Raw genomic sequence first — 16,116 nt, 5'->3', positions numbered from 1 at the left:
CCGCCGGCGGCTGTGATGCCCTGTGCCAGCGTCTCCGCCTCGGCCGAGCGCTCGCGATAATTGACGGCCACGGCAGCGCCGGCATCCGCCAGCATCTTGACGATGGCAGCACCAATGCCACGCGAGCCGCCGGTCACCAGCGCCACATGTCCGTGCAGACTGTTTGTCGTCATCGGCAGTCCTCCTTTGCGAGTGCGGAGAGGTTCGCAAAGCAGGAGGCGGGGTGCAACGCAACCCTGCTCAAATCTGCGTTGCCGCGGATGCCGTTTGCGGCAAAAAACCGGCATCTGGGGCCGGAATCGGCCTTGCGTCCGGCGCGGGCCGGCGGCAATGGTTGGGGCATCATTCCGTCCAGCCACCCACGAGAGTTCGATGAGCAAACTGATTGTCCGCGCCGGCGAGTTCACCTTTGACGCCCGTTTCGAGGAGCAGCTCGCGCCGAAGACGGTCGCCGCCTTCCGCAAGGCGATGCCGTTCGAGAGCCAGGCGATCCACGTGCGCTGGAGCGGCGAGGGCGTCTGGATGCCGCTCGGCGATCTCGATTTCGGCGTCTCCTACGAGAATCACACCAGCTATCCGGCGCCGGGCCAGATCATCCTCTACCCGGGCGGCATCAGCGAGACTGAAATCCTGCTCGCCTATGGCGGCGTGCACTTCGCCAGCAAGATGGGCCAGCTCGCCGGCAACCACTTCATCACGCTGACCTCGGGGCTGGAGAACCTCACCGCCTTCGGCAAGACCGTGTTGTGGAAGGGCGCGCAGCAGATCCGCTTCGAGGAAATCTGATGTGACCGAGGCCCGCTATCCGCGCGATCTCCGCGGCTACGGCCGCACGCCGCCCGATCCGAAATGGCCCGACGCTGCGCGTGTCGCCGTGCAGTTCGTGGTCAATTTCGAGGAGGGCGGCGAGAACAACATCCTGCATGGCGATCGTGCCTCGGAGGCGTTCCTGTCCGACGTGCTGGGCGCGCAGCCCTGGGTCGGCCAGCGCCATGCCAATATCGAAACCATGTTCGAATATGGCTCGCGCGCCGGCTTCTGGCGGCTGTGGCGGATGTTCACCGAGCGCAAGTTGCCGGCCACGGTGTTCGGCGTCGCGATGGCGCTGAAGCGCAATCCGGATGTCGTCGCGGCGATGCAGGAGGCGGGCTGGGATATCGCCAGCCACAGCCTGCGCTGGGTCGAGCACAAGGACATGTCGGAGGACGAGGAGCGCGCGGAGATCGCCCGCGCCATTGACGTGCACACCGAGGCGACCGGCGCGCGGCCGCTCGGCTGGTACACCGGCCGCTCCTCGATCAACACGCTGCGGCTCCTGATGGAGGCGGGCGGCCTGCGCTATCTCTGCGATTCCTATGCCGACGATCTGCCGTACTGGATCAAGGCTGCCGGCACCGACCCGCATCTCGTGATCCCCTACACGCTCGATGTCAACGACATGCGCTTCATCAACGCGCAGGGTTTTGGCGGCGGCGATGAGTTCTACACCTATCTGAAGGACAGCTTTGACGTGCTCTATGCCGAGGGTGCGACGCGACCCAAGATGATGTCAGTCGGCCTGCATTGCCGCGTCGTCGGCCGTCCCGGCCGCGCCGCTGCGCTGATGCGCTTCCTCGATTACATCCAGAAGCACGAACGGGTCTGGGTGCCGACCCGGCTTCAGATCGCCGAGCACTGGCACGCCAATCTGAAGCATCTCGCCGCTGACGCATTCGAGATCGGCTAGCCGGGTCTTAATGCCCGGCCATATGCCGGCCGATCTCGGTGAGGTCGGCCTCGCTGGCGCGGGCCTCATGGACGAATGCGCCGTGGAACATCACCACGAGCCGGTCCGACAATTCCAGCAGCTCGTCGAGGTCCTCGCTGACCAGCAGCACCGCGGCGCCGCGGTTGCGCGCGGCCATGATCTCGGCGTGGATCTGCGCCACCGCCGCGAAGTCGAGCCCGAAGCAGGGATTGGCGGCGATCAGCACCTCGACGTCGCCCGAGAGCTCGCGCGCCAGCACCGCGCGCTGCACGTTGCCGCCCGACAGCGCCGCGATCGGCGTATCCGGCGTCCGTGTCTTGATCTTGTAGCGGTTGATCTTGCGCTCTGCATCCTCGCGGAAGGCCGAGCGGTTCAGCCACCAGCCGCCGCGCGCGAACGGCGCTCGGTCGAACTCACGGAACGCGATGTTGTCGGCGACGCTCATGCCGCCGACGCAGGCGTTCTTCAGCGGCTCCTCCGGCAGCAGTGACATCTTGTGGCGGCGCATCTCCTCGCGGCTTGCGGCATAGGCCTCGCCCTGGACGCGGATCACGCCGCCCTCGGCTTCGCGCTGGCCGGCCAGCACCTCGACCAGCTGGCGCTGGCCGTTGCCGGAGACGCCGGCGATGCCGACGATCTCGCCGCTCTTCACCGTCAGCGACACGCCGTGCACGGCGATGGCGCCGGCATCGTCGAGCGCGGTGAGCTTGTCGAGCTCGAGCCGCGGCGCGCCGGCCGCGCCGGTGCGGGGCGGCTGCACGGTCAGCTGTTCGGCGCCGATCATGGTGCGGGCCATCTCGTCGGGTGTGAGGTCGGCGACCCGGCCGGTGCCGGCGAGCTTGCCGCGGCGCAGGATCGTCACGTCATCGGCGAACGCCATCACCTCGCGGAACTTGTGCGTGATCATCAGGATGGTGAGTTCGCCCGCGACCACCATCGCGCGCAGCATGCCGAGCACCTCGTCGGCTTCGCCCGGCGTCAGCACCGAGGTCGGCTCGTCCAGGATCAGGAAGCGGCGCTTCAGATAGAGCTGCTTGAGGATCTCGCACTTCTGCCGTTCGCCGGCGGAGATGTCGGAGACTTTCGCGTCGAGCGGCACCTTGAACGGCATCCGCGCCAGGAAAGCCTCGAGCTCTTTCTTCTCCTTGCGCCAGTCGACCATGGCAGGCACGTCATCGCGCGCCAGCACCAGGTTCTCCGCGACCGTCATCGCCGGCACGAGGGTAAAGTGCTGGTAGACCATGCCGAGCCCGAGCGCATGCGCATTCTTGGGGTTGGCGATGGTCTGCTGGCGGCCGCCGACCAGGATGTCGCCTTCGGTGGCGTGGTAATAGCCCATGATGCATTTCACGAGCGTGCTCTTGCCCGCGCCGTTCTCGCCGAGCAGCGCATGAAACGAGCCGGGCCGCACCTTGAGCTCGACATTGTCGAGCGCGAGGAATTCGCCGAACCGCATCGTCATGGCGATGGCGTCGACGCCGAACGCGCCTATAGGGGCGGGCGGTTCGCCGATGATCACGACAGCGCCCCGATCAGGTCGGCGGATTTCGTCACCGCGCCGAACACGCCGCCCTGCATCTTGATCATCTTCAGCGCGTGATCGTGGTTGCTTCGGTCGGTCGCGCCGCAGCAATCCTCGACCAGCACGCATTCGAAGCCGCGGTCGTTGGCCTCGCGCATCGTGGTGTGGACGCAGACGTCGGTGGTGATGCCGGTCAGCACGATGTTCTCGATGCCGCGCAGCCGCAGCATCAGGTCGAGGTCGGTGGCGCAGAACGAGCCTTTTCCCGGCTTGTCAACAACAGGCTCGCCCGGCAGCGGCGCAAGATCTGGGATGATCTCCCAGCCCGGTTCGCCGCGCACCAGGATGCGGCCGCAGGGGCCGGGATCGCCGATGCCGGCGCCGATCTGGCGCGAGCGCCAGCGCTTGTTGGCGGGGAGGTCGGTCAAATCAGGGCGGTGGCCTTCGCGGGTGTGGATGATGTGAAAACCCTGCGCGCGCATCACCGCGAGCAGCTTCTTGATCGGCTCGATCGGCGCCCGTGTCAGCGAGAGGTCGTAGCCCATCTTGTCGACATAGCCGCCGACGCCGCAGAAATCGGTCTGCATATCGATGATGATGAGCGCGGTGTTCTCTGGCCGCAGGTCGCCATTATAGGGCCAGGCGTAGGGCTCGGATTTGATGAAACGCTCGGGCATGGAATGATCTCGCGGTCTATCGGGTGATGGACAATTCGGCGGGCGCGCCGGTCAGCGTGCGCTTCGGCGAGCAGGTGATGATCATGATCGCCAGGGTCAGGATGTAGGGCGCGGCGTTGAACAGGTGGTAGCCGGAGGTGACGCCGACCGATTGCAGCGCCGGCCCGAGCGCGGCGGCGCCGCCGAACGCGAGCGAGGCCCACAGGCAGAGCATCGGGTCCCAGCGCGCGAAGATCACCAGTGCCACCGCGGTGATGCCCTGTCCCGAGGAGAGCCCTTCGTTCCAGCTGCCGGGATAGAACAGCGACAGGAACGAGCCGCCGATGCCGGCGAGGAAGCCGCCGACCATGGTGGCGCGCAACCGGATCAGCAGCACGGAATGCCCCATCGCGCGCGCCGCGTCCGCGCTTTCGCCGGCGGTGCGGATCAACAGGCCCCACCGGGTGGTCCTGAAGGCCCAATACAGCAGCGGCGCGATCGCGACGCCGATCAGGAACAGCACGTTGATGCGCAGTGCCGCGCGCACCTGCGGCACGTCGCTCCACCAGCCGAAATCGATCGCCGGCAGCCGGGCCGCCGTCGGCTCGATCAGCGGCTTGCCGAGGAAGAACGCAAGTCCGGTGCCGAGCAGCATCAGCGCGATGCCGACCGCGATGTCGTTGACACGCGGCAGCGAGCAGACGCCGGCATGCAGCGCGCCGAACAAGGCGCCGGTGATCCCGGCCGCGAGCACACCAAGCCATGGCGAACCCGAGAGATAGGAGATGCCATAGGCGCTCATCGCGCCCATCACCAGCGTGCCTTCGAGGCCAAGATTGATCCGGCCGGACCGTTCGGTGATGCACTCGCCGAGGCTGACGAACAGGAACGGCGTCGAGACGCGGATGGCGCCGCCGAATACGGCGAGCGGGACGGTCCAGAGCCCGAGCGATGCATCCGCCATGTCAGGACTTTCCCTTCAGGAAGCCGATGCGCCCGTAGAGCGCATCGCTTGCCAGCACGAAGACGAAGATGATCCCTTGCAGCACCAGCACCGACGCATCGGGCAGGCCGAGCCGCCGCTGCAACAGGCCACCGGAGGCCGAGATGCCACCGAGCAGGATCGCCACCGGAATGATCGCGAGCGGATTCTGCCGCGCCAGGAACGCGACCAGGATGCCGGTGAAGCCGTAGCCCGCGGCGAGATTGGCATTGGTGCGGCCCTGCACGGCCGCGACCTCGATCATGCCGGCCAGTCCCGCGCTGCTGCCGGCGAGGAAGCAGACGGTCAGGATCAGCTTGCCGACACCAAGCCCCACGATCTTGGCGGCGCGGATGTTGCCGCCGGCGACGCGCGCGGCGAAGCCAAAGGTGGTGTGATAGATCAGGATGTAGGCGGCCACGGCCGCGACGAGGCCGAACACCAGGCCCCAATGCACGTCGGTGCCGGGAATGCTGCCGATCATGTTGGCGGCGCCGATCTCGCGCGTCGACGGCTTGTTGAGGCTCGCCGGATCGCGCATCGGCCCCTCGACCAGATGGTTCAGAATCGCGAGCGCGATATAGACCAGCAGCAGGCTCGAGATCGTCTCGTTGACCCCGCGATACTGCCGCAGGCCGCCGGACAGCGTGATCCAGAGACCGCCGCCGATCATGCCCGCGATCACCATCGCGATCTGCACGACGATCGGCGCCGCGCCCTGCAACGCCAGAGCCGCTGATGTCGCCGACAGCGCGCCGATCAGAAGCGCGCCTTCGCCGCCGATGATCACCATGCCGAGCTGCGCCGGCAGCGCCGTGCACAGCGCGGTCAGGATCAGTGGTGCGGCGCGGGTCAGTGTGTTCTGCCAGGAGAACCAGGTGCCGAACGCGCCGTAATACATGTAGAAATAGAGGTCGAGCGGGTTCTTGCCGTAGAGCGCGATGAAGCCGCCGAACACCGCGAGCGCGCCGACCAGCGCCGCGCCCGGGATCAGGATGTATTCGATGCTCGCGCCGTAGCGCTGGAGGAAGCCGGGATCGGCGGCCGGAGCAACGCCGCCGGCCGCCTCCACCGATTCCGCCGCCTCGGTCGTCACGCGGTGGCTCCGATCACGCCCTCGACGAGATAGTCCATCTTCTCGAGCTCGGGATCCTGCTGGCCGCGGTCGGTGCCGGAAGCGATCACCGTCTTGCCCTTGTTGTCCACGAGCGGGCCCTTGAAGATCGCGTACTCGCCGGACATGAACTTGGCCTTGACGTCGTCGGCATGCTTGCGGGCCTCCGCCGAGACCATCTCGCCATAGGGCGAGACCTTGACGATCTCTTCCCTCAGGCCGCCGCGATAGAAGTTCGGGATTGCTTCACCGGCGGTGATCATCTTGACGAATTTCGGATAGAGCGCTTCCCAATTCCACTCGGCGCCGGTGAGATAGGCCTTCGGCGCCAACGGCGACTGGTTGACGTGATAGCCGCACACCATCGCGCCGCGGCGCGCGGCGTTCTCGACCATCGTCTTCGGTCCGTCGACATGGCAGGTCAGCACATCGACGCCCTGGTCGATCAGGCTGTTGGTCGCCTCGGCTTCCTTGACCGGCATCGACCAGTCGCCGGTGAAGATCACCTGGGTGGTCGCCTTCGGATTGGCGAGCCGGGCGCCGAGCGTGAACGCATTGATGTTGCGCAGCACCTGCGGGATCGGCTTGGCTGCGACGAAGCCGAGCTTGCCGCTCTTGGTCGAATAGCCGGCGACGATGCCGGAGATGTATTGCGCCTCGTCGATATAGCCGAAATAGCTGCCGGCGTTCTTCGGGTCCTTGTCGGACCACAGGCCGCCGCAATGCTCGAAGTGCATCTTCGGAAACTTGCCCGCCATCTTGACGACATGCGGGTTGTAGTAACCGAACGAGGTCGGAAACAGCAGCGTGGCGCCGTCGAGATTGATCATGGACTCGATGGTCTTCTCGACCGCGTCGGTCTCCGGCACCTTCTCTTCCTCGACCACCTTGATGCCGGGAAGCTTCTTCAGCGCCGCCGCGCCCTGCGCGTGGGCCTGGTTGTAGCCATAGTCGTCGCGCGACCCGACATAGATGAAGCCGACCGTGGTTTCCGCTGCCGCCGCGCCGCGAACGCCGAGCGTGCTGCCGAGCGCCAATGCCGCGCTTCCCTGCAATAGATGCCTTCTTGAAATCCTGCCAAAATCCATCGCCTGCTCCCTCCGGCGGGGTCGACCCGCCTGTCCTTGTCGCAGCCGCCGTAACGGCGGCGCGTGACGGAGTGTCGCAAGCTTCGTGCCAGAGCACATTTGGCGGTCATGGTTCTGTAAGTGACTGAATATGAATGTGTATAATAATCAACATGGACGGCCTCCGGAATCGGCAGAGTCCGGATTGCCTATTTGATGAGCGATCAATCGTCGTTGTATGCAATGCCGTTAAGCAGTCGCTAACCCCTGGACGGCCGATGCGAGCCGCGCTGGGGGCGGCGTCAGGACGCCATTTGCCGGCTGGTCAATCGGACCGGGCCTGTTACGAGTGAAGCGGGCTCGGGTGGCGGGTCGGACTGATGGGAAACAGCATGAGCGAGAAGAAACCGGCCGCGAAATCGTCCTCGAATCCGTCTTCTCTTGGCGACGAGATCGTGGCGCGGATCGATCAGCTCGCGGCAATCTCCGAGACGCCGGAGCATCTGGCGCGCGTCTTCCTCACCGACGAGCATCGCAAGGCGGCCGATCTCATCCTGTCCTGGATGCGCGAGGCCGGCATGAGCGCGCATCTCGATGCGATCGGCAATGTCTGCGGCCGCTACGAGGGCGAGCGGCCGGCTCTGCCGGCCCTGATGCTCGGCTCGCATTACGACACCGTGCGCGACGCCGGCAGATGGGACGGCCCGCTCGGCGTCATCACCGCGATCGCCTGCGTCGCCGATCTGAACCGGCGGGGCAGGCGGTTGCCGTTCGCGATCGAGATCGTGGGCTTCGCGGACGAGGAGGGCGTGCGCTTTGCGTCGACCCTGCTCGGCAGCCGCGCGGTGGCCGGCACGTTCGACGAGAGCGTGCTCAACACGCGCGACCGCGCCGGCACGTCGATGCGTGATGCGCTGGCGCAGTTTGGGCTCGACCCTGATCATATCGGCAAGGCGGCGCGCGCCCGCCGCGAGCTGCTCGGTTATGTCGAGCTGCACATCGAGCAGGGCCCCGTGCTGGAACAGAAGGCGCTGCCGGTCGGCGTCGTCACCGCGATCTCAGGGGCGACCCGGCTTGCCGCCAATCTCACCGGCGTTGCCGGCCATGCCGGCACGGTGCCGATGCCGCTGCGGCGCGATGCGCTGACGGGCGCTGCCGAATGCATCGTTGCGATCGAGCAATTCTGCAACAGCGATGAAGCCGGCCTGGTCGGGACCGTCGGCTATATCAACGCGATGCCCGGCGCCACCAACGTGATCCCAGGCAAGGTGTCCTTCACGATGGACATCCGCTCGCAGAGCGACATGCATCGCAAGCGTGCCGTCGCCGACATCGTGCGTCAGATCGAGGCGATCGCAAAGCGCCGCGAACTCGCCTTGCAGATCGACGTCACTCACGAGAACCGCAGCGTGCCCTGCGCACCGTGGCTGAAGACGCAGATCGCCGAGGCGGTCGCGGCCGAGGGCCATGCCGTGTTCGAGCTGCCGAGCGGGGCCGGGCACGACGGCATGGCGATGGTCGATATCGCCGATATCGGCATGATCTTCGTCCGCTGCCGCGGCGGAATCAGCCACAATCCGGCCGAGCATGTCGAGTTCGCCGACGCCGACACCGGCGCGCGGGTGCTGCTGAGCTTCATCGAGAATTTCCGAGCGCACGGTGCAGTGAATAGCTGACGCTGCGGCACTCGGCGTCGTCCGCCGTGCCGAATCCGGACAGTTTGACCGCCATTGCCTGGCACAGTTCGCCTATTTGCGCCCCGGCCCTGACGCGCTAGACTTGCGCCAACGGGGGAGGGGGAGGGCATGCGGTCGTCCGTCGTCCAGGACGTTCAGTTCCCAAAGCAACCGGCGCTGCAGCTGATCTATGACACTGCGCCGATCGGCCTTGCCTACCTGTCTCCCGATTGCCGTTACCTTCAGATCAACCAGCGGCTCACCGAGATCTGCGGCATCTCGGTCGAAGGCCATCTCGGACGTACGGTGCATGATTGCGTGCCCGCACTGGCCAATGCGGTCGAAGGTATCGTCCGGTCGATCATGGAAACGGGAGAGCCCGTGACCGGGGTGGAGGTTTACGGTCAGCGCCCCGGCCACAATGACGAGCGATGCTGGATCACGCATTGGCACCCGCAACGCGAACCGAACGGCAGCATCGTCGGTGTCAACGTCGCAGCCGAAGAGATCACCGATCGCAAGCGCAGCGAACGCGAGATCCGCGCCGCCCGGGATGCGGCCGAGAAGGCGTTGCACCATCTGCAGGAGACCCAGGCGTCGCTGATCGAGGCGGAAAAGCTTGCGGCGCTGGGCCGGCTGGTGGCCGGTGTTGCGCACGAGATCAACAGCCCGGTCGGCACCAGCCTCACGGTTGCCTCGGTGCTGGAGCAGAAATGCGCCGACTTCGCTGCCGAGGCTGCGCGCGGCAAGCTGAAGCGCTCCAGCCTGAGCGATTTCATCGAGGTGGTCGAGAGCGCGTCGTCGCTGCTGGTCGGCAACCTCAAGCGCGCCGCAGACCTGGTGCAGTCGTTCAAGCAGGTGGCCGTCGATCGCAGCTATTTCGACCGCAGCCAGTTCGATCTCGGCGAGGTGACCGAGCAGGTTCTCTCGAACCTGCGTCCGGCATTGCCGAAGAACAACTTGGCCCTTGAGGTCGATTGTTCGCCTCATCTTGCGATGAACAGCTATCCCGGTCCCTACGGCCAGGCGCTGACCAATTTGTTCGTCAATTCGGTCGCACACGCGTTTCCGGACGGCAAGGGCGGCACCATCACGATCCGGCTGCGCGCGTCAGGCGCGGACCAGGTGGAGATCCTGTTCGCCGACGATGGCTGCGGGATGGACCGCGACGTGCTGCGGCAGGCCTTCGATCCCTTCTTCACCACGCGCCGCGACATTGGCCGCATCGGGCTCGGTCTCCACATCGTGCACAACATCGTCACGAACCGGCTGGGTGGAGAACTCCATCTCGACAGTGCCCCGGGTATGGGGACCAGCGCGCGGATCACGCTGCCACGGGTGGCGCCGCAGCGCGGGACCGACGGTTGACGCCTATTCGGGTCGCCGAGAAGGAAATGCTCCCCGGCTTTCGGGCCGGAAAACGTCCTTCCAAGTAACCGCTACAAAAGGCATTCCGCTACTCTTGCTTCCGCCCCCGTCGTCGCGACATTGTTGCGGCATTCCTGATGGTTATGACGATGAGCCAATCCGCATTCGATCCCTTCGGCGAGCCGGTCCCCGCGGTCGATTCTTCGGCCGCGAGCGAAGGCGTGTCGAATTGGCTGAAGACCGCGGGCACCAGCGTGTTCTGGGTGCTGGTGGTCGGCATCGTGCTGGCACGCGCCGTCTATTTCGAGCCGGGCGTGTTCAGCTTCGAGCACGCCGTTGCCTGGGCGCAGGGTCTGTTCGCCGCGCTCTAACCGCCGCTACGCGCGGCGGCGTCTTCGCCTGCGCTTCCCGAATGATCCCCTCGAACGCGACCGCCGCCGGCACGTCCAGCCGGCCGGGCGATTTCAGCTGCCACAGCGTGCGCTCGATATGGACGCCCTTGATCGGGATCACCTTGAGTTTTCCAAGCTTCACCTGATCGTCGATCGTCGCGACGGACACGATGGCGACGCCGACACCGGCGGCCACCGCCTGCTTGATCGCCTCGGTGCTGCCGATCTCGAGCGTGCGCTGCGGCTCGACGCGGTGGGCGGCGAGTGCCTGCGCCACCACCTCGCGTGTGCCTGAGCCGGGCTCGCGCACGATCAGGATTTCGTTGTTGAGCAGGCGGACGTCGATCGGGCCTGCTGCAGCCGCGAAGCGGTGATCCGGGCCTGCGATCAGCACCATCACGTCGGTCCGCCAGGCTGTGCTGGTCAGGTTCTCGTCCTCGACCGGCCCCTCGACCAGTGCGATCTCGATCTCATACCCCAGCATCAGCGCGGCGATATCGCTGGTGTTGGCGCTCACGACATGAAGATCGATGCCTGGAAAGGCGCGGTGGAAGACGCCGAGATATTCCGGGATCATGTAGGTCGCGATCGTCGTGCTGGCCCCGATGCGCAGCGAGCCGCTGTCGAGGTTGCGCAATGCCTGCAACTCGTCCTCGGCGGCGCGCTCGGCCGCGAACAGTGTCTCGGCATGGCGCGCCAGCGCCGCGCCCTCCCGGGTCGGCCGCACCCCCTTCGGCGTGCGGTCGAGCAGCCGGCAGCCGACCTGCAGCTCGAAATCCCGCACGCCCTTGGAGATCGCGGGCTGGCTGATGTGCAGGAGGTCGGCGGCGCGCGAGAAACTTCCGGTTCTCGCCACGGCCGCGAACAGGCGGAGCAGATGCAGGTTGAGGGACATAACTTCTCTCTATCGGGGCAGTCCGAAAAGATATTAGCCAAGCGGGGCGCCCTGGCGCATAAAATCTTCTCCGAAAAGAGGATGTCGTGCCGCAACAAGAACAAGATCAGGGGCAGAAGCAGGGCGCGCTGAAGCGCATTTTCCTGCTCATTCCGGGCATTCTGCTCTGCGGGGTGGTCACGATCATCTCGCTCGGTATCCAGGCGGCCGAAGAGCGGGTTTTTGACCATCCCTATATCGAGGCCCTGGTCGTCGCGATCCTGCTCGGGATGGCGGTGCGCACCGCCTGGGAGCCGCCGGAGCGCTGGCGCTCGGGCATTGCCTTCAGCGCCAAGCAACTTCTCGAGGTCGCCGTGATGCTGCTCGGCGCGTCCATCAGCTTCGCCGCCATCGTGGCGTCGGGCGGGCTCCTGATCGGCGCGATCGCCGTCACCGTCGTGATCATGCTGGCGGTGACCTATGGTCTCAGCCGGATCCTCGGGCTCAAGACCAAACTCGCGATCCTGATCGCCTGCGGCAATTCGATCTGCGGCAATTCCGCGATTGCGGCGGTGGCGCCCGTGATCGAGGCCGATGGCGATGACATCGCCTCGTCGATCTCGTTCACCGCCATTCTCGGCGTGCTGATGGTGCTCGGCCTGCCGTTGCTGATCCCGCTGCTGAAACTGACGGCGACGCAATACGGCATCCTCGCAGGGCTCACGGTCTACGCGGTGCCGCAGGTGCTGGCGGCGACCGTGCCGGCCGGTATCGTGAGCACCCAGATCGGCACGCTGGTGAAGCTGGTGCGGGTCCTGATGCTGGGCCCGATCGTGGTCGGCCTCTCGCTGTTCGTCGCGCGGCGGCGCAAGGCCGCCGGCACCGCCAAGGAAGGTGCTGCAAAGGCCGCCTCGATCAGCCCGTTCAAGCTGGTACCCTGGTTCATCATCGGCTTCCTGGTGCTGGCCGCGCTGCGCTCGTTCCAGCTCGTGCCTGACATCGCGATCGCGCCGGTGACGAAGACGGCGGCGATCCTCACCGTCGTCTCGATGGCAGCGCTTGGGCTCGGCGTCGATGTGCGCGTGCTCTCGACCGTCGGCGGCCGGGTGACGGCGGCGGTCACGCTGTCGCTGATGCTGCTGCTGGGCTTGAGCATCGGCTTGGTGCACTTCTTCAAATAGAGTATGATCCGGAAAAGTGTAGCGGCTTTCCGAAGAGATCATGCTCAAATCAAATGGCCGGCTACTCGGCGGCCTTCGCGGTCTTGCCGAACATCCGCGTCGGCGCTGGAAAGCCGCAGGACGTGCCGTCGGTGATCTTGACCTGATCTTCCCAGGGCAGGCGGAACCGGCCCGACACCATGTCCTGCATGAAGGTGTAGGGACAATCCATCGCGCCGCCTTTCACCGCGACATAGCCGCGGTGCCAAAGCTGATAGATGTTGTTCTCGACGCCCCAGTTGATCCGCGCCTCGCGCACGAGGTCGGGCCGCACCTCGGCGGTGATGATCTCGTCGGCCCGCCCCGTGGTGCCGTGCGCGATGATGCTGCCGTCGAAATTGACGATCATGCCTTCGCCCATCGAGTCGAACGACCCATCCGAGCCGCACATGCAGACATTGGCCGTCACCATCAGGTTCTGGAACGCGTTGGCCTGGTTGGTAAAGCGCCAGCTGTCGCGGATCGGCGCGGTGTAGCCTGCGGTGCGGATCATGATCTCCGCGCCCTTGTAGGCACATTCGCGGGCCATCTCCGGGAACATGCCGTCATGGCAGATGATCAGCGCGATCTTTGCACCTTTCGGTCCGTCGATCACGGGAATGCCGACATCGCCCGGCTCCCACGGCTCGACCGGAATCCAGGGATGGAATTTGCGGTAGTAGAGCTTGATCTCGCCGTGATCGTCGATGATCAGCCCGGAATTGTAGGGATTGCCGTGCGGGTTGAACTCCATGATGGAGAAGCAGCCCCAGATCCTGTTGTCGATGCAGGCCTGCCTGAAGGCCGCGACTTCAGGCCCGTCGAGCCGGCACATGATCTCCGGATTGGTATCCATCGAGAGCCCGTGCAGCGCGTATTCCGGGAATACGACCAGATCCATGGTGGCGAGATTGCGCCGCGCCTTGCCCACCATCCAGACGATGCGCTCGGTCTGCCGCGCCAGATCGGCCTTGGTCGCCACCACGGGCAGCTGCAACTGCACCAGTCCGATCACTACGCCGTTGGGTGATTTGTTGAGACCGCCAAGTCCATTCATGCGTTCCTCCCGCCAATTTGAAATGGGCTGTCATTTCGCGAACGATTGTCGTCGTTCGCTCGGGCTCCCGTCCGGCCCTTAGCTAGCAACGATCATGCCAGCAAGATCGAACGGCCGGCAAATCAGGTGCCGGTGAGAACCTGGGAAGATGACGCGGAGAAAAGGCTGAGCGTGTATCCCAACAGATTGAGATGCCGGGCGTTTCGGGCGGTTGAGGGCGGGAGGCGCATCATTGCGCAATGGCACGCGGTTTGCTTAATCAGGCTTAGGTCTTCTCGCATTTGGGGCGTGCGTCATGGCGAATTCAAGCGGGACAGTCGCGGCGGAGCCGGAGCCGATCACGCTCGACTGGAGCAAGACCGCGCTCGTCATCATCGACATGCAGCGCGATTTCATGGAGCCCGGTGGCTTCGGCGAAACGCTCGGCAACGACGTCAGCCAGCTCGCCCGCGCGGTGAAGCCGATCGCCGCGGTGCTCGCGGCGGTGCGCGACGCCGGGTTGCTCGTGGTCCATACCCGCGAGGGCCATCTGCCTGACCTCTCCGACGCGCCGACGGCGAAGCTCGAGCGCGGCGCGCCGTCCTTGCGGATCGGCGACCCCGGGCCGATGGGGCGAATCCTGATCCGCGGCGAGGCCGGCCACGACATCATTCCCGAGCTCTATCCGCTTGAGAGCGAGATCGTGATCGACAAGCCCGGCAAGGGCGCGTTCTACGCCACCGAATTCGGCGACATCCTGCAGAAATACGGCATCGAGAATCTCTTGGTCTGCGGCGTCACCACTGAGGTCTGCGTCAACACCACGGTGCGCGAGGCCAACGACCGCGGCTATCGCTGCGTCGTGATATCAGACGGCTGCGCGTCCTACTTCCCGGAATTCCACGAGATGGGCCTGAAGATGATCAAGGCCCAGGGCGGCATCTTCGGTTGGGTCGCCGATTCAGCCGCGGTGCTGGCGGCGCTCGCGGTCTAGAGCAAGATGAGATCAGGCTACGGCCTCATTACCGCGCAGCCATAGCCGGATCGAGGCAAGCTGGATGAAGGCGAGGTAGTTGCCGCCCTAGCGACCGGGCGTTGCGGTCGGGCAACACTCCTTGGAAAAGCGTCGGCCCAACGGATTCCGCCCATTGCGCGTTTCCATTTTGATCCGAATGATCAAAAGCGTCGCGTGCTTGGCTGTGCAACAGGGCTCGGATCGAGCCTTTGGAGGCTTCGGGATGATGAACCCGCGGCGAATTGCGACGGTGACGCCGGAGTTGTGCGGGACGGTCGTTCTCGCAAGTTGGCTCTTTGCCTGGCTTGCCGGCTCTGCCGGCATCGGGAACACCGGAGCAGTGCCCATCGAGGGACTAGCACCATCTCTCGCCGCCAATGCCGAACGGGCTGATACGCGACAGGCAACTGCAGTCGCCAACGTGAACGCTGACGTGGCGATGGCTGCCGAACCCGTGACGTGGCCGGCCTCCGACGCGACGGCCGCGCCGCCGGCAGGCGTCATGGGCAGCGCTGTCGCCAACGCCGATGCGGCGATGGCGGTTGAATCGATGCCGGCGCCGCCGGCCCCTGATGCGACAGCGACCTTGAGCGAACCGAAATCAATCGTCGTGGCTGCGTTGCCGGATTCGTCGCAGATGCTGCCGGTTGAAACATCGCCGGAGCAAACGGCGATAGCGAGCACGCCTCCAGTGTCGAGCGACACCAAGGAGGCCGCGAGACCCCTGGATATTTTCGAAGAGTGCCTCGTCGTTGATGTGTGCGTCGACCGGTACCTGTGGGCCCTCTACGAGCGGACGCCCAAGGAAGACACCATCAGCGTGCAAGAGCAGCGGAAAGTGACGGTCAAAAGGAAGCGCAAGACGGTGACCGTCACCAGGACGTTCACCAGGCGCGTCGATAACGATTTCACGTGGAAGGATCCGAAGGCGGCGGAAAGAATGGCCATGCCGTTGATGGACTACGTGATTGGAGGCGTGGATCGGAGCTTCAAGCTCAAGCTCTTTCACGCGCTTTACGCGGCGGAGCAGGCCGGGTTGTCGCCCGGGATAACCAGCGCGTTCCGCGATGACTACCGTCAATCGATCGCGAGCGGCCTGAAGGCGGCGTCCGACAAGTCATACCACGGAGGGAGCTTCCGCGGCGGCTATGGCCACGGGCTTGCCGCAGATGTCGTGAGCGTCAAAGGCGCGACGCGGGCGGAGCGTTGGGTCTCCACCGAGGCCCTTTGGAAATGGATCGATGCGCATGGATCGGATTTTGGAATCGGGCGACCGTATCTCGATCGAGATCCGCCGCATGTCGCGCCGATAGACGGCAAGGAATACGCCGCTCACCGCGGCGTGACGAAAGCTCAGCATGCGGAAGCGGATACCAAGAAGCGCAACCGGGGCGCTGTGCGGGTCGTGGCGAAACGATCAAAAACCGCAAAAGCGTCGAAGGGGAGAACGATCTGACCGGGTTCGGCT

At 65.3% G+C, this 16,116-nt stretch carries 15 protein-coding genes and 1 pseudogene; 8 read left to right on the top strand and 8 right to left on the bottom strand.

The window, feature by feature from the left end; translation table 11 throughout:
* Positions 1-95, bottom strand: a pseudogene (locus H8B02_RS48965) (SDR family NAD(P)-dependent oxidoreductase); the annotation flags it as partial.
* Between the two features lie 277 nt (positions 96-372).
* Between H8B02_RS48965 and H8B02_RS16355 the strand changes: the two are divergent.
* Both H8B02_RS16355 and puuE read left to right on the top strand, forming a co-directional pair.
* Positions 373-786, top strand: a complete 414-nt coding sequence (locus H8B02_RS16355) for a DUF3830 family protein (RefSeq protein WP_092124838.1) — start codon at positions 373-375, stop codon at positions 784-786.
* 1 nt (position 787) lies between these two features.
* The gene (gene puuE / locus H8B02_RS16350) at positions 788-1,726 is read left to right on the top strand and encodes an allantoinase PuuE (protein WP_229167175.1); all 939 of its coding nucleotides are present in this window, start codon (positions 788-790) and stop codon (positions 1,724-1,726) included.
* A gap of 7 nt (positions 1,727-1,733) precedes the next feature.
* Here puuE and H8B02_RS16345 read toward each other — a convergent pair whose 3' ends face one another.
* From H8B02_RS16345 to H8B02_RS16325, 5 genes are read right to left on the bottom strand one after another with little or no spacing between them, the layout of a single operon-like run.
* A complete protein-coding gene (locus tag H8B02_RS16345; protein WP_229167174.1) occupies positions 1,734-3,266 on the bottom strand; it encodes an ABC transporter ATP-binding protein in 1,533 nt (510 codons plus the stop codon).
* The gene (biuH, locus tag H8B02_RS16340; protein ID WP_229167173.1) at positions 3,263-3,946 is read right to left on the bottom strand and encodes a biuret amidohydrolase; all 684 of its coding nucleotides are present in this window, start codon (positions 3,944-3,946) and stop codon (positions 3,263-3,265) included. The genes H8B02_RS16345 and biuH overlap by 4 nt, the downstream gene beginning before the upstream one ends.
* A gap of 16 nt (positions 3,947-3,962) precedes the next feature.
* A complete protein-coding gene (locus tag H8B02_RS16335) occupies positions 3,963-4,889 on the bottom strand; it encodes an ABC transporter permease (RefSeq protein ID WP_229167172.1) in 927 nt (308 codons plus the stop codon).
* Between the two features lies 1 nt (position 4,890).
* Positions 4,891-6,003 carry an ABC transporter permease gene (locus tag H8B02_RS16330; RefSeq protein WP_229167171.1) on the bottom strand — a complete coding sequence of 371 codons (1,113 nt, stop codon included), beginning with the start codon at positions 6,001-6,003 and terminating at the stop codon, positions 4,891-4,893.
* A complete protein-coding gene (locus H8B02_RS16325) occupies positions 6,000-7,109 on the bottom strand; it encodes a BMP family ABC transporter substrate-binding protein (RefSeq protein WP_229167170.1) in 1,110 nt (369 codons plus the stop codon). The genes H8B02_RS16330 and H8B02_RS16325 overlap by 4 nt, the downstream gene beginning before the upstream one ends.
* A 371-nt stretch (positions 7,110-7,480) precedes the next feature.
* Between H8B02_RS16325 and H8B02_RS16320 the strand changes: the two genes are divergently transcribed.
* The 3 genes from H8B02_RS16320 to H8B02_RS16310 all read left to right on the top strand — a co-directional run bounded on the left by H8B02_RS16320 (position 7,481) and on the right by H8B02_RS16310 (position 10,503).
* On the top strand, positions 7,481-8,764 hold the full coding sequence (locus H8B02_RS16320; RefSeq protein WP_229167169.1) for an allantoate amidohydrolase: 1,284 nt from the start codon (positions 7,481-7,483) through the stop codon (positions 8,762-8,764).
* Positions 8,765-8,893: 129 nt separating this feature from the next.
* Positions 8,894-10,132 (top strand): ATP-binding protein, encoded by a 1,239-nt coding sequence (locus H8B02_RS16315; RefSeq protein ID WP_229167168.1) that lies wholly within the window; start codon positions 8,894-8,896, stop codon positions 10,130-10,132.
* A 149-nt stretch (positions 10,133-10,281) separates the two neighbouring features.
* Positions 10,282-10,503 (top strand): hypothetical protein, encoded by a 222-nt coding sequence (locus tag H8B02_RS16310; RefSeq protein WP_229167167.1) that lies wholly within the window; start codon positions 10,282-10,284, stop codon positions 10,501-10,503.
* Here H8B02_RS16310 and H8B02_RS16305 read toward each other — a convergent pair.
* The gene (locus H8B02_RS16305) at positions 10,451-11,419 is read right to left on the bottom strand and encodes a LysR substrate-binding domain-containing protein (RefSeq protein ID WP_229167166.1); all 969 of its coding nucleotides are present in this window, start codon (positions 11,417-11,419) and stop codon (positions 10,451-10,453) included. The genes H8B02_RS16310 and H8B02_RS16305 overlap by 53 nt on opposite strands.
* A gap of 86 nt (positions 11,420-11,505) precedes the next feature.
* Between H8B02_RS16305 and H8B02_RS16300 the strand changes: the two genes are divergently transcribed.
* Complete coding sequence (locus tag H8B02_RS16300) at positions 11,506-12,579, top strand: YeiH family protein (RefSeq protein ID WP_229167165.1); 1,074 nt, start codon at positions 11,506-11,508, stop codon at positions 12,577-12,579.
* Between the two features lie 61 nt (positions 12,580-12,640).
* On the opposite strand, the gene H8B02_RS16295 is transcribed toward H8B02_RS16300, so the two are convergent.
* Positions 12,641-13,654, bottom strand: a complete 1,014-nt coding sequence (locus H8B02_RS16295) for a formamidase (RefSeq protein ID WP_229167164.1) — start codon at positions 13,652-13,654, stop codon at positions 12,641-12,643.
* Positions 13,655-13,949: 295 nt separating this feature from the next.
* Here H8B02_RS16295 and H8B02_RS16290 point away from each other — a divergent pair, with 295 nt between their 5' ends.
* Both H8B02_RS16290 and H8B02_RS16285 read left to right on the top strand, forming a co-directional pair.
* Entirely contained in the window at positions 13,950-14,627 is a 678-nt protein-coding gene (locus tag H8B02_RS16290) for a cysteine hydrolase family protein (protein ID WP_229167163.1), read from the top strand.
* A gap of 154 nt (positions 14,628-14,781) precedes the next feature.
* Entirely contained in the window at positions 14,782-16,104 is a 1,323-nt protein-coding gene (locus tag H8B02_RS16285) for a peptidase M15 (RefSeq protein ID WP_312000949.1), read from the top strand.
* Positions 16,105-16,116: the final 12 nt, after the last annotated feature.

The sequence above is a fragment of the Bradyrhizobium altum genome, assembly GCF_020889705.1.
In the GTDB taxonomy this organism is placed as follows: Bacteria; Pseudomonadota; Alphaproteobacteria; order Rhizobiales; family Xanthobacteraceae; genus Bradyrhizobium; species Bradyrhizobium altum.
This window is presented reverse-complemented; position numbering and strand designations above follow the sequence as displayed.

Excerpts from the sequence above, each read along its gene's own strand:
- H8B02_RS16305 (WP_229167166.1), bottom strand. The coding sequence starts at position 11,419 with ATGTCCCTCAACCTGCATCTGCTCCGCCTGTTCGCGGCCGTGGCGAGA.
- H8B02_RS16315 (WP_229167168.1), top strand. The coding sequence starts at position 8,894 with ATGCGGTCGTCCGTCGTCCAGGACGTTCAGTTCCCAAAGCAACCGGCG.
- biuH (WP_229167173.1), bottom strand. The coding sequence starts at position 3,946 with ATGCCCGAGCGTTTCATCAAATCCGAGCCCTACGCCTGGCCCTATAAT.
- H8B02_RS16325 (WP_229167170.1), bottom strand. The coding sequence starts at position 7,109 with ATGGATTTTGGCAGGATTTCAAGAAGGCATCTATTGCAGGGAAGCGCG.
- H8B02_RS16310 (WP_229167167.1), top strand. The coding sequence starts at position 10,282 with ATGAGCCAATCCGCATTCGATCCCTTCGGCGAGCCGGTCCCCGCGGTC.
- H8B02_RS16320 (WP_229167169.1), top strand. The coding sequence starts at position 7,481 with ATGAGCGAGAAGAAACCGGCCGCGAAATCGTCCTCGAATCCGTCTTCT.
- H8B02_RS16295 (WP_229167164.1), bottom strand. The coding sequence starts at position 13,654 with ATGAATGGACTTGGCGGTCTCAACAAATCACCCAACGGCGTAGTGATC.
- H8B02_RS16335 (WP_229167172.1), bottom strand. The coding sequence starts at position 4,889 with ATGGCGGATGCATCGCTCGGGCTCTGGACCGTCCCGCTCGCCGTATTC.
- H8B02_RS16355 (WP_092124838.1), top strand. The coding sequence starts at position 373 with ATGAGCAAACTGATTGTCCGCGCCGGCGAGTTCACCTTTGACGCCCGT.
- H8B02_RS16290 (WP_229167163.1), top strand. The coding sequence starts at position 13,950 with ATGGCGAATTCAAGCGGGACAGTCGCGGCGGAGCCGGAGCCGATCACG.